The 12,117-nt window shown below is 41.8% G+C and carries 9 protein-coding genes and 4 pseudogenes; 10 read left to right on the top strand and 3 right to left on the bottom strand.

Annotated features, from left to right (window positions below; translation table 11 throughout):
- Positions 1–225: 225 nt before the first annotated feature.
- From PAUR_RS20710 to PAUR_RS20700, 3 genes and pseudogenes are all read left to right on the top strand, one after another.
- Positions 226–660, top strand: coding sequence for an eCIS core domain-containing protein (locus PAUR_RS20710; RefSeq protein WP_192509623.1), 435 nt, complete (start codon positions 226–228; stop codon positions 658–660).
- Between the two features lie 233 nt (positions 661–893).
- Positions 894–1,919, top strand: a complete 1,026-nt coding sequence (locus PAUR_RS20705; RefSeq protein ID WP_192509622.1) for a hypothetical protein — start codon at positions 894–896, stop codon at positions 1,917–1,919.
- A 127-nt stretch (positions 1,920–2,046) separates the two neighbouring features.
- Positions 2,047–2,343: pseudogene (locus PAUR_RS20700) on the top strand (transposase); the annotation flags it as partial.
- Between the two features lie 40 nt (positions 2,344–2,383).
- On the opposite strand, the pseudogene PAUR_RS20695 reads toward PAUR_RS20700, so the two are convergent.
- Positions 2,384–3,462, bottom strand: a pseudogene (locus PAUR_RS20695) (IS3 family transposase).
- A 64-nt stretch (positions 3,463–3,526) separates the two neighbouring features.
- Here PAUR_RS20695 and PAUR_RS20690 point away from each other — a divergent pair.
- A pseudogene (locus tag PAUR_RS20690) lies at positions 3,527–4,231 on the top strand (IS256 family transposase); the annotation flags it as partial.
- A gap of 343 nt (positions 4,232–4,574) precedes the next feature.
- On the opposite strand, the pseudogene PAUR_RS20685 reads toward PAUR_RS20690, so the two are convergent.
- A pseudogene (locus tag PAUR_RS20685) lies at positions 4,575–4,889 on the bottom strand (transposase); the annotation flags it as partial.
- 150 nt (positions 4,890–5,039) lie between these two features.
- Here PAUR_RS20685 and PAUR_RS20680 point away from each other — a divergent pair.
- Both PAUR_RS20680 and PAUR_RS20675 read left to right on the top strand, forming a co-directional pair.
- Positions 5,040–5,690 carry a hypothetical protein gene (locus tag PAUR_RS20680; RefSeq protein ID WP_192509620.1) on the top strand — a complete coding sequence of 217 codons (651 nt, stop codon included), beginning with the start codon at positions 5,040–5,042 and terminating at the stop codon, positions 5,688–5,690.
- Between the two features lie 145 nt (positions 5,691–5,835).
- On the top strand, positions 5,836–6,360 hold the full coding sequence (locus tag PAUR_RS20675; RefSeq protein WP_192509619.1) for a hypothetical protein: 525 nt from the start codon (positions 5,836–5,838) through the stop codon (positions 6,358–6,360).
- Between the two features lie 38 nt (positions 6,361–6,398).
- Here PAUR_RS20675 and PAUR_RS20670 read toward each other — a convergent pair.
- Positions 6,399–7,561, bottom strand: a protein-coding gene (locus PAUR_RS20670) for an IS3 family transposase (RefSeq protein ID WP_192509618.1) whose coding sequence is annotated in 2 segments (ribosomal slippage) — positions 6,399–7,306 and positions 7,306–7,561 — 1,164 coding nt in all. Because the reading frame shifts where the segments join, the coding sequence is not laid out codon by codon here.
- A gap of 401 nt (positions 7,562–7,962) precedes the next feature.
- Here PAUR_RS20670 and PAUR_RS20665 point away from each other — a divergent pair.
- From PAUR_RS20665 to PAUR_RS20650, 4 genes are all read left to right on the top strand, one after another.
- Positions 7,963–8,805: a glycosyl hydrolase family 18 protein gene (locus PAUR_RS20665; RefSeq protein ID WP_192509617.1), complete on the top strand. Its 843-nt coding sequence runs from the start codon at positions 7,963–7,965 to the stop codon at positions 8,803–8,805.
- Between the two features lie 217 nt (positions 8,806–9,022).
- Complete coding sequence (locus tag PAUR_RS20660; RefSeq protein WP_192509616.1) at positions 9,023–9,730, top strand: glycoside hydrolase family 25 domain-containing protein; 708 nt, start codon at positions 9,023–9,025, stop codon at positions 9,728–9,730.
- Positions 9,731–9,794: 64 nt separating this feature from the next.
- Positions 9,795–10,187, top strand: a complete 393-nt coding sequence (locus PAUR_RS20655) for a LysM peptidoglycan-binding domain-containing protein (RefSeq protein ID WP_192509615.1) — start codon at positions 9,795–9,797, stop codon at positions 10,185–10,187.
- Positions 10,188–10,282: 95 nt separating this feature from the next.
- On the top strand, positions 10,283–11,668 hold the full coding sequence (locus PAUR_RS20650; protein ID WP_192509614.1) for an ATP-binding protein: 1,386 nt from the start codon (positions 10,283–10,285) through the stop codon (positions 11,666–11,668).
- The last annotated feature ends 449 nt before the right edge of the window (positions 11,669–12,117 follow it).

The raw sequence follows: 12,117 nt of genomic DNA, 5'->3' as shown, positions 1-12,117 counted from the left end.
TCGTCTTTGATTTCATGCAACTTCTGCTAATTTTGTTACCCTCTCCCAGCTACCCCGTCTCTAATTTCGTCTCCCTGACGTAGGTCAGGGCCCATATCAATTCGCAGCATAATAAAAGGCAAAATATACCAAACACCTCCACAACAAATACCAATCACATGCACTGGATCTTGCCTATAGTATTTACATCAAACGGCTTCTTATTAACAATAGCGAACACGAATTATGTGGTTAACTCAAGCGAAATGCGCAGTACACAGGGCCTTGCCCAGCACAACGGCCAGCCCCTTAATGCAGCGTAAAACGCATCGCTTTGCAAAGGAACTCACTCGCCCACATACACAAGGGTTACCACCACGGCTAAAACGCGGCATGGAAAAACTCACCGGCGTGAACCTAGCTAATGTGCAAGTACACTATAACTCCCCCAAACCAGCGCAGATGCAGGCGCATGCGTATGCGCAGGGCAAGGACATTTATTTATCACCAGGGCAAGAAAAACACCTCCCCCATGAACTGGGGCACATAGCCCAGCAAGCACTGGGGATGGTAAAGCCCACCACCGAAGTCAATGGTATGCCGGTCAATGACGATCCAAACCTTGAGCAACAAGCGACAGACTGGGGTGAGATGGCGGTTCGTTTAGGTGGGCAGGGGTAGGTGAGGATGGGGGCTAATTTACGTTGTTGCCATAGCAAATGTTCAAGAGCCAGTAAGATTTAAAGTCGTTCTTTAAATAAGCGTGGTGTTTTAACGGCTAGATAGGGCGTTAAAAGACCATAAAGTGATAATGAGATAGTCTGAATAAAGTCCATGGTGGCTTTGTTAGCATGTTATAGGCAATGAGGAAAGCTTATAACATTGCATAAAATAAAATTAGAAAGGGTTGAGATATGTATGAACAAGTAGAGAAATCAAAAGAGAATACAAGTAGAGCGGTTGCTCAGAAGATAGGAGGTGTAAACCCAATTTCAAGGTTCATTGATAATCGTTCAAAGGCTTCAAAATCAAATGCAGGACAGATAAATACAATACAGCTAAAAATTGAGGGTATAAATAATTCACTGGAATTGTTTCAAGACTTAAATCCAAAACTAGGGAGTTTAAATACAAATGAAGTAGAGTATGTAACTCATTACTTAAGTAATGGGGACACCACAATAAATGCTATTATTGATACTATAAACCAATGGAGAAATGCTAAAAAAGATCGTGAAGTTGCCAAAAGTAATGTTCAAGAATATGGCGGAATATCAGCCCATAGGCAGTCAAAAAGTACAAATGATGCGGGCAATTCCAAAGATGCTGCTAGTAATTGCTCACTGTGCTCGGTAAGCAGCCTTTTTGGAGAAACTCCTGAGAAAATGGCAAACTTTTTAAAACAAGAAATTAAAAACTATAAACGGGATCAAATCAAAAGCGACGATGACCTTGACTTTGAAACCACTATAATTGATAGAGAGATAGATACAATAGATCAGGTTATGCTGCTAACAAAATTCGCACAAATCACTAGGCCTGATAAAATCGTTACTTTAGCTAATCAAACAGAACTACAGTTTTTAGGAATGGTGGATTTATTACAAAAATTAAAGCAAAAACCTATTACTGAAAGAGGAATTAATGTGCAGGAGGCAGAGTCGTTTTTAAAGACTCAAAAAGAAGGCACACGGTTCTTGATTTATGCGTCCCACGGAGCTATGGCACATTGGACAGCAGGTCAAGTGCAAGGAACAATGCCCATCTACTTCGATTATCAGACTGATATAAAAGATGAGGAAATAAGGAGCAAAACTGCAAAAGAGAATGGTGTACAACCTGAAAAACTAAGTGGTGTAACAGAAAATGTAAAAATTTTAGGGGCCTTTGGGAAGTTGCTGCCTGATGACGGTAAAGTTGATGTCATATGTCTGCAATAGATTAAATAACCAGACATATATGGACACTCCGAGTATGTCAAACAAAATAACTCTGGCGGGGTAGAATAGACTACCTGAGCCTGTAATTTAAATTGTGTATCTGCTTATAATTAAGCCAGTAGACGATGGTGAGATCCAGTTAGAAGTCCCTCGTGACCGTGACGCGTCCTTTGAACCCAAGCTCGTTCGTAAGCACCAAACCCGATTCCAATCGATGGACGACAAGATCTTAAGCCTATATGCCAAAGGAATGACCACCCGTGAAATCGTCGCAACATTCAAAGAAATGTACGATGCGGATATCTCCGCCAGTCTAATATCTAAAGTTACAGATGCTGTTTTAGAACAAGTGGTTGAGTGGCAATCTCGCCCGCATGATGCGGTCTACCCCATCGTTTATCTCGATTGCATCGTCGTGAAAGTGTAACTCCACCCAATTTAGTACAGCTCTTTTTTGTAGAATTTTATGCAGCCTCAAGATAACTAATTGGTGTCATATCACCAAGTGAATCATGGGGTCGTTCATAATTATAGATATCTAACCATTCATCTGTGATTTCACGTACTTCTTGTAGTGACTCAAACAAGTATAAATCTAGCACTTCTTCACGGTAACTTCGGTTAAACCTTTCCACAAAGTCATTTTGATAAGGGCTACCAGGTTTTATAAACTCTAGCTTAATACTGTTTTCCATTGCCCATGTTTCAAGCATAGTGGAAGTAAACTCTGGGCCATTATCTACTCTAATTTGTTTTGGTTTGCCGCGCCAAGCAATGATCTGTTTTAGTGTCCTAATTACTCTCTCAGCCGTTAAACTGGTATCAACTTCAATCGCTAATGCTTGTCGATTGAAGTCATCGAGTACATTCAATGTTCTGAACCGATGTCCATAGCTTAATGCATCACTCATAAAGTCCATTGACCAAGATTCGTAATGTTCTGCTGGGGCACTTAACGGTTCTGGCGTTCTCGTTGGTACACGGCGTTTTCCTTTACGTCTTAAGTTGAGTTTAAGCATGTTGTAAACACGTTCAACACGCTTCTTATTCCAAGGTTTACCCTTGTTGCGAAGCCTTTTAAATAGTTTGGGCAGCCCCCATCTTTAGTGACGTTCGACCAATGCTAGCAATGCGTCGATAACTTCATCATCTGATGGCCGTTTATGTTTGTAATAAAAAACTGAGCGGCTTAGCCCAGCCACTTCACAAGCAAATGCGACGCTGACGTTAAATTGAGTTCTCAAATGCTCAACCCAAGCTCTGCGTCTACTTGTCTTTACAGCTTTTTTGCAATGATATCCTCAAGCATCGAGTGCTTTAAGCTCAGCGTTGCAAACATATCTTTTAGCTTACGATTTTCTTCTTCAAGTTCTTTAAGGCGTTTAACATCAGACGCTTCCATACCACCATATTTTGAGCGCCATTTGTAAAATGTGCTTTGGCCGATGCCATATTTACGGCAAATTTCAGGCACTGGAATACCTGATCCAGCTTCTTTGATCATGCTGACAATTTGAGTTTCGGTGAACTTACTTTTTCTCATCGTAAATTTTCCTATTTTAGTTAATGGAAAATTCTACTTATGAACTGTTTCATTTTTTGGGGGAGTTACAAAAGTACGCCAGAACAAACAGGTTATCAACAAAGCCATTTATCTCGCACTTGGCGTAAATATGGAAGGTCAGAAAGAACTTCTTGGGATGTGGATGTCCGAAACCGAAGGGGCGAAGTTCTGGCTTAGTGTGCTCACCGAACTTCAAAATCGAGGCGTGAATGATATCCTCATCGCGTGTGTAGATGGCCTCAAGGGCTTTCCTGATGCCATCAATGCTGTTTATCCAAAAACTCAAATTCAGCTCTGTATCGTACACATAGTGCGCAACTCAATGAAATACGTCCCATGGAAAGACTACAAGGCAATTATCGCTGACTTAAAAGAAATCTATCAAGCAACAACTGAAGATGAAGCCCTGTTGGCGTTAGAGCACTTTGGTGATAAATGGGATGAAAAGTACCCTCAAATCAGTCGCTCCTGGACGGCTCATTGGGATAATCTCAATACTCTATTTAGCTACCCTCAAGATATTCGTAAAGCTATCTACACGACAAATGCTATTGAATCTCTGAACAGTGTGATCTGAAAAGCGACCAAGAAACGTAAACTGTTCCCGACAGATGAATCGGCTAGCAAGGTGGTGTACTTAGCTATAATGGATGCTTCCAAGAGGCGGACAATGCCTATTCATCACTGGAGGCAAGCTCTAAACCGTTTTATGATTATGTTTGAAGACCGACTAACTGAATACTTGTAACCAAGAGCAGTTACACAGAATTATTTACAGGGTCAACTACCTCGTTTTTTCATTTCGTCGCTGCCACTGTTTGACCCATTTGCAATAAAGCGTTGCTCTGACATATATCCGGGCTTAACTGTTATTTCAGTGCCCCTAATGAGCTTCGAGCCCATACACCCTAATTTGAATACACCCAAGCGGTTTATATACCGTGCCTTTGTCGGGTTTTGTATAGGCAGGCTAGGCCTTTTTTCATCTAACTGTAGCGAACAATGATAGGCGATTGGCAAGTGCTCTCAACACCCACTCGGGTTAAGTCACCCTTGTCTTTTACGAGCTGCTTGTCAATCTAACTCTGTATTTAAACATCACCTTGAACCTGATTGCATGAACGTATGGGGCGGTAATATTCGTTTTTTTGAAGTAATATCCACATTAACCTTGCCAGACGATGTGCCATTGCAACCGCAGCTTTATTTACCCCGCGCCTTTGCTTGATGGCAGTGACCCATAGGTTCAGGTCATCGTCTTTTTTATGCGCGTGGTTCACAACAGTTCGAGCACCATGAATAAGTTGTTTTCTGAGGTATCCATCTCCACGTTTAGTAATTGTGCCCAAACGATTTGTTTCACCAGATGCATATTGCCTAGGCGTAAGGCCAAGCCAGACGCTAATTAAATAACAAAACATCCACTCTAATTTGACCCTGACACTTTCTAAATATATTTATCTCCCTTATAAATACCAATTAATACCGCTTTTCTACCAACCGTTCTCATCGCTGCTCGCTTATAGTTAAAACAAATAATTAACTGGACAATAATTATGGCGTTTTATCAACTCAAAACTAGAAAAAATCGGGCTGACCGTCCCACAACTCACGGGATTACAAGGCGATATAATGAAAGGACTGCCTTCCTTAAAAGTGCAGGAGTACCCATTCAACGAATTTACGCAGAGAGCTCACCCACGAGGGTTGGGTTTGATAATGAAGTTTTAGCGTACAGGGTAAATGCAATGGTTCAATCTTTGTTAAAAACTGGTGAAGCATCACTTATGGGTAATTATGCAAAAGACTATGATACTAAAAAAATATATTACAGTGAGAGTGGGAATCATGCAGAGCAGCAAATATTTAGCTCAAAAAATAATGGTGATATATCTATATACACTGAGCGGACACCTTGTGGTGAGTACTGTGACCCAATGATACGAAATGATAATAGAGCGTGGACGGTAAATTATGCTGTAGATACAGGCATGACAGGAAGGGCTGCTATATATAGAGAGATAAAACAATCATTAGCGAATGAGTTGAAGGTAAGTGTGAGTGATTTGATAGTTGATACAGATATAACGAAGGTCACTCTTGTAAAGAATGATAATAGGAAAGAGTACAACGGGAACCATTATAACAAACAGAAAGCAAAGGAAAAAAGGTCTAAAATGTACAAAGATTACACAGATGAATACTAAGTAATCGGAACCAACGAGTCTGGGTTTGCATTGTGTAACCCCGCTCTTCGTCAAAACCTGTAAAATACCAAGTCATACGCAAAATTACATACTAAGTTACTCATAACCGAACCACTAATATGTTAAATCCACAAAAGGATAAGTTATGGATACGTTACATTCACCACCTAATACCAATGACGCCGAGCAAACAGACTTGGACAATTCGGAACAATATGAAGCCGCTATAGCACTTCAACCTGAAAAGGTGCAAACTCAGGCTACGGCTAGTCTCAATATTTTCACCACACAAAAAACCACTGCACTGGCATTAATTGCCAAGTTACTGGCGTTTTTCCCCGGATTTACCAACCCACAACGAGATGATGTGATCATCGCAAATCGTATTTTAAACTTTGGCTTGGATGAACTGAAAACGTCAGATCTGCCGATTGCCAAAGAAGCGATGGATTCTGCGCGAAGCTTTTATAGCAAATATGCCAGTCTACTAGGGCTTGCCGTTGGCGGTACAATCAGCGCAGGTGTTGAGTGGCTACAACATACTTACCCAGAATATCAGGCAATTCGGGCGGCACATGTTGGCAGTGGCGTGATCGCCAGCTGGATAGTACACAATATTATGGGTGAATATGAAAGGCGCTTACATCAACTTAAAGAGCACCTGAATTAACTCAAGGTACAGCGCTTGTCTGACGCTAAGTGTAGTGGTCAACTAATTCCGGACAGTGAATTAAGTTTTTCTTTTGCTACTGCAGGGGCTTTCATATCATTATGACTATGCGGCCTGCTCCAGTTGTAATAGTTCATCAAATAAAAGCTAATATCTTGCTCTGCTTCTTTAAATGAGTTGTAGCCCGTACTTGGAACCCATTCTGTTTTGAGGCTTCTGAATACGCGCTCCATCGGGGAATTATCCCAACAATTACCTCTGCGGCTCATGCTTTGTGTTATTTGATAACGCCATAACCTTTGCCTGAATTTTGTTGAACTATACTGACTGCCTTGATCCGAATGGAACATAACCCCTCTAGGTTTGCCTCTTTGTTCATATGCTCTATCTAATGCTTTGATAGTTAGGGCTGTATCTGGCTTTTCTGACATGACCCAGCCAATAGCCCGCCTTGCATATAAATCAATTACTACTGCTAAATATGACCACTTCTGACCAGTCCAAATATACGTAATATCTCCACACCATACTTGATTTGGGCTATGCACATCGAACTCTCGATTTAACTGGTTTGGTATATCAGGCCGTTCATTCTCCCCCACTTTATATGCGTGTGGCCCCGGTTGCTTTGATACCAGTTGCATATCACGCATCAGTCGTCTGACTTTGAATAAACCAACATCAATATCTAAATCTGCAAGCATTGCTAAGAGCGTGCGACTTCCAGCAGAGCCACGACTAAGCTTAAAGCAAGCATTTAACTGCGCTCTGAGTTCAACCTCATTAGCGTCAATTGTGTTACGGCGGTTTTTGTAGTCATAAAAACTTGAACGAGCAACATCAAAGACACTGCAGACCACCTCTACCGATTCTTGCTCACTTAATTGGTCTATTAACGAATATTGTTCATTTCTTCTGACATTAAGAGAGCTGTAGCCTTTTTTAGTATTGATTTCTCTCGTTCTAAACGATTGATTCTGGCTTCAAGTTCTTGAATCTTTTGTTGCTCTGGAGTCAAAGCTTTGGCATTAGGTGTTTCACCATTTCGCTCAAGTTCAAGTTGTTGAACCCAGCGCCTTAAAGCCGTTTCTCCAACATCCAATGAACGACATGCTTCTTGAAGTGAATAGCCTTGGTCTAAAACCAAACAAGCGGCTTCAAGTTTGAATTCTTTACTAAATGTTCTGCGTTTTTTTGCCATAGGACACCTCTGATTGAGTGGTAATGATACCACCTAAAATAGTGTCCGGAATTATTGAACCACAACAAAGGCCGCACAACAAGGATAGCTGCACAATAAGGCCGTCCTTGTGTCCCCCATCAAAAACCACAACAAACAAAGCCCTATAAAAAGCCAACTTCAATAAAGTAAGTACTTGCGATAATGTAATTGCTTGTAATACCAAATATCTACTCACTGAGCTAGATTTTCAGAAAATAACGTATTCCCCCCTAATGATGATTAAAAATCACCTTAAGCCAAAGGGGGCATTTAATCCTCAGCGTGCTGAGCATCGTTACTTTTACCAAGTCAAGTGGGTCGGGTGCAGCTAAGCTAATTACGTAACTTCTCTTTCAATTAAGTAGATATAAGGAACTATGATGTCTAAAACCATTACCTATTATAACTCGGGCGCGGTCCCGCTCATTAATGCCAGCGAACTGCCATATGATGTGGTGAACCTAGCATTCCTGTCTTCTTCGTCTAACAACCCGTTCAATTTAGTATTAAGTGGTGCCATCGCTGCAACGGAATCTAGCTTCACGACTAATACCATTGAGGCCATAAAAGTAATGCAACACAAGGGGCAGAAAGTATTGATCTCATTTGGTGGCGGCACCATGGGTTCCAACGCTTATCGTTCGTTGTCAGAAGACACGGCCAAGCTGGCTGACTCGCTGGCAAGCTTTGTGAAAAATAATCAGTTAGATGGCGTGGATATAGATTATGAAGATACGGCCGCGTTCACTGGTCAAGCAGGGTACGACGGCGCACAATTTTTGATTTCTTTAACTCAGGAGCTCAGAAAGCGCCTCCCGAGCCCTGACTACATCATTTCTCATGCACCTCAACCTCCTTATTTGGAGCAAGGCGGATACATGGCAGGTTATGTTGAAGTGGTAGAGCTGGTGGGACAAGAGATTGACTGGTTAAATGTGCAGTTTTACAACAACCCGCCATGGAGTGCTAACCCTGATCAAATTGTTAGCTCATATTTGAATTATACAAAGCTCCCTAATATGTCTCCAGAGAAGGTTATTGCTGGCTTTCCTGTCACGCAGAACGATGCGGGTTCTGGGTATATGCCAGTGCAAACAATCATCAATGAAGTGATTAAGCCTATCCAACAACAATCTAGCCTTGGCGGCATTATGAATTGGCAGTTCTCAAGTGACCACAATGGTGATTGGATCAAAGCCATTGCACAATCGCTGAATAGCTAAACCAACACATGATTTGTTGAATATAGGCCGCTTTTAGTGGCCTATGTTGCGACAGGGCGCAAGTAAGAGTTAAAGAATTCTCCATTAAAGTAGAATATACCAATTTAAACCCCACTTTTACCAAGTTGGTAAAACCCCCCTCTTTTATAGTTAATTCAACCAATTTATTTGGTTTTTCACCTTCAGATCAACAACATTCAAGAAAATAGGATTTTTTATGAGCAGCCCAACCACCGGAGAGAATAAAGTTACAACGGAAAACCCCACCTTAGTCAAAATAGTTAATCCACCGGTTCCACAGTTAACTTATGCTGAGATTGCAGACCCTCACGCAAAAGGGATTATATACAATGGTACGATGAAGCCGAGCATTGCAGATAAGTACAAAAGTGAAGGTTATAGCTTTTGTATACGCAGTCTTAACGCACCAACGACTCAATCCCCCCCAACTGCTAAAGGTTCAGGGCCAAGCACAATACCGCTGACGGCGCAAGAAACCAATCGAATCACCGGTGCAAATGACAAACATGGTTACGGGCTTGCTTTAATGCCTGTATATCATCAAGACGCAAGCAAAATTGGTACTGGCACTGGACAAATAGCTCCATCTGATATCGCTAGCAGTGTACTTAATCTACTCAGTGAAGCCGCGATCCCAATCGGCACGACTGTTTGGTTACAATTGACAAGCACGGAGAGTAGTTCAGGTTCAGGCCAAACTCAGGCTGTAGAACAGCAGATTTTTCAATCTGGTTACTCCGTGGGAATATTAGGTAACGAAGTGCAGCAACAACAGCAAACAAATGGCCGAGTACTGGAGTCTACTTATACACCATTTGAGCAATCTAGCAGCAACACCCAAATACGTACTATTACCATTGGTGACAATGCTGGCTCATACCCGATTTATTGGGCTATTCAATAATACTCCCTTTCATATACGAGCAGGCAAGCCATACCAAACCTGCTCTTAACTTAGAGTATTCTTTATGCATACTGTACTCAAATATACCGTTCAACCAGGTGACACACTTGCACTGATCACGATTTCAATTAGAGCCAGTGCGGGGGTTAAAGCCAAAGATGTTATCAAGGCTAATCCACAAGTGAACGTCGCGTTTTTATCAGAGCGCACTTTACTCAAAATACCCTATTGTTGCGCGGGTGGGCACTTTATATACCAAACTCGTATCGGCGATTCAATCACCTCAATTTGCGAAGGGTTAGCCAATGCAGCATCACTCACGGTACTCGACTTAATTAATCACAATTACGCCATAAGTAAACACAAAGCGTCATTAAATCTGAGTAAGTTAAAATTAAACCAAGTTTTATCTGTCCCTTACTCACCGGCATTACATGATGTAACAGCCATACCATGATATACCAATAAGCACCGCATCTTTGCCAAGAGAAACACCCCGTTTTTTTATACGCTATGTCCATCGTCTGTGATATGACTTATAAGGACACACCTATGTGGCAAACCCATAAAAACCGTTTAAGGTCTGAGGCCTGTCAAAAGACAAGCGCGCTTTCACATAATGCACGTGATTTAACGCAAGAATGTAGCTGGTTAAAACAGCTACTCCACACACGCATAACGCACTATTTTGAGCAAAGTGAGCACGCAACTGAATGGCACATTATTGAACCTGCAGAATTCACGTCTGCGCTGTCTTCCTATGGTCACTTCATTGAATCTAATAAACTTAGTACCTTAGAGCGGCTCCTGATCATTTTGGCATTAACCCCGGTGATCAACCCCTCCCTCTTTGATGTGCTATTAAGTATAAATGAACAAACAAACCGCCCTTTTACTGAGTTTGGTATAGTTGAGCGTGACGCAACCCTATACGCCAGCGCTGCCACAGCCGCATTTATTCTGGGTGGAAATGACGTGATGACTCAATGCCAAGTATTAAAAACGTTACACACAAGCCCGTTGTTAAAGCGGGTTTTATCACACTATGACGATGGGCATGCCCCCAGCCTATTAAGTGCACCATTAGCCTTAACCGCTGAGTATGTGCAAACACTGACCACCGCCACGGCGTATACCCCTGAGTCAGACAGCACCTTTGCTGCATCACCTGTCAAATCAAATATGACGTGGCAAGACCTTGTTTTACCTACGTCAATTCAAAGCCAACTAGACGACATCATTCAATGGGTAAAGCATGGAGAAACGCTCATTACAGAATGGCAAATAGGCAAACAACTGCGCCCTGGATATCGCGCGTTATTTTATGGCCCACCCGGCACTGGAAAAACGCTTACAGCCAGCGTGCTAGGGCAAGCGGTCGACATGGCTGTTTATAAAATCGATTTATCGATGGTGACTTCAAAGTACATTGGTGAAACAGAAAAAAACTTAGAAAAGGTGTTTAGTTTGGCTGAGCACCGCCGTTGGATATTATTTTTTGATGAAGCCGATGCGTTATTTGGTAAGCGGCAAGCATCAAACTCTTCCAACGATCAATTTGCCAACCAAAATGTGGCGTATTTACTACAACGTATCGAGCGCTTTAATGGCATTGTCATTTTGGCGTCTAACTTTAAAGACAATATTGATAATGCCTTTTTTAGACGCTTTGAATCAATTGTGCATTTTGAATCCCCCAAGCCCGCACAGCGCTTAAGTATGTGGCAAAATGGATTTTGCGAAAAAACCCGACTTTCTCCAGACATTAACTTTCAGCAACTCGCCGACCAATACCCATTAAGTGGCGCTGATATTGTTAATATCATTCGATGTGTGTCGTTGAAGTTACTATCACAAGGCCGATCTGAAGTGCACCCTCGTGACATACATGATGCCATCGCCCGGACCCAAGCTCATCATACCCAACCTCGATGGTAAGACTAAATGCGCTTAATCGTAACTTTTACCAAGTTGGTAAAACCCATCAGTTATATAATGACTAAGTCCTACTGAGGTTGGAAATGCCAACACTAAGTAACCTCGATTGGCGTAGCTCGTTATATCGGTTTGAGACTATACCCACGGCATGAAAGACAGGGTCAGAAAATGCAGCAAGTAATTGGCATGATAACACGGCAAAACTCGCTATGTAGTTATTTAACATACATAATTTTTAGCGCCGTTGACGCGTCAATTAGCTCACTCGCATGACCAAGGTGTGAATCAAATGGGGCTGACTTATTACTGGTGAATCGGACATTAATCAAATGAATAGCAGAGGTAACATGGCTAATTTTGGCATGTTACCTCTTTTGAGTCATTAAGCTTATCTATGCTTAGCTGTGAAAAATAGCGATTTAAAAAAACACGTTATTTACCATCTAATC

The organism is Pseudoalteromonas aurantia 208, assembly GCF_014858725.1.
Taxonomy (GTDB): domain Bacteria; phylum Pseudomonadota; class Gammaproteobacteria; order Enterobacterales; family Alteromonadaceae; genus Pseudoalteromonas; species Pseudoalteromonas aurantia.
The sequence above is the reverse complement of the archived record's forward strand: the minus strand, read 5'-3'. Positions and strand labels throughout refer to the sequence as shown.

Bases quoted from the DNA above. Each gene is read 5' to 3' on its own strand.
- PAUR_RS20710 (WP_192509623.1), top strand. From the start codon at position 226: ATGTGGTTAACTCAAGCGAAATGCGCAGTACACAGGGCCTTGCCCAGC.
- PAUR_RS20705 (WP_192509622.1), top strand. From the start codon at position 894: ATGTATGAACAAGTAGAGAAATCAAAAGAGAATACAAGTAGAGCGGTT.
- PAUR_RS20680 (WP_192509620.1), top strand. From the start codon at position 5,040: ATGGCGTTTTATCAACTCAAAACTAGAAAAAATCGGGCTGACCGTCCC.
- PAUR_RS20675 (WP_192509619.1), top strand. From the start codon at position 5,836: ATGGATACGTTACATTCACCACCTAATACCAATGACGCCGAGCAAACA.
- PAUR_RS20665 (WP_192509617.1), top strand. From the start codon at position 7,963: ATGTCTAAAACCATTACCTATTATAACTCGGGCGCGGTCCCGCTCATT.
- PAUR_RS20660 (WP_192509616.1), top strand. From the start codon at position 9,023: ATGAGCAGCCCAACCACCGGAGAGAATAAAGTTACAACGGAAAACCCC.
- PAUR_RS20655 (WP_192509615.1), top strand. From the start codon at position 9,795: ATGCATACTGTACTCAAATATACCGTTCAACCAGGTGACACACTTGCA.
- PAUR_RS20650 (WP_192509614.1), top strand. From the start codon at position 10,283: ATGTGGCAAACCCATAAAAACCGTTTAAGGTCTGAGGCCTGTCAAAAG.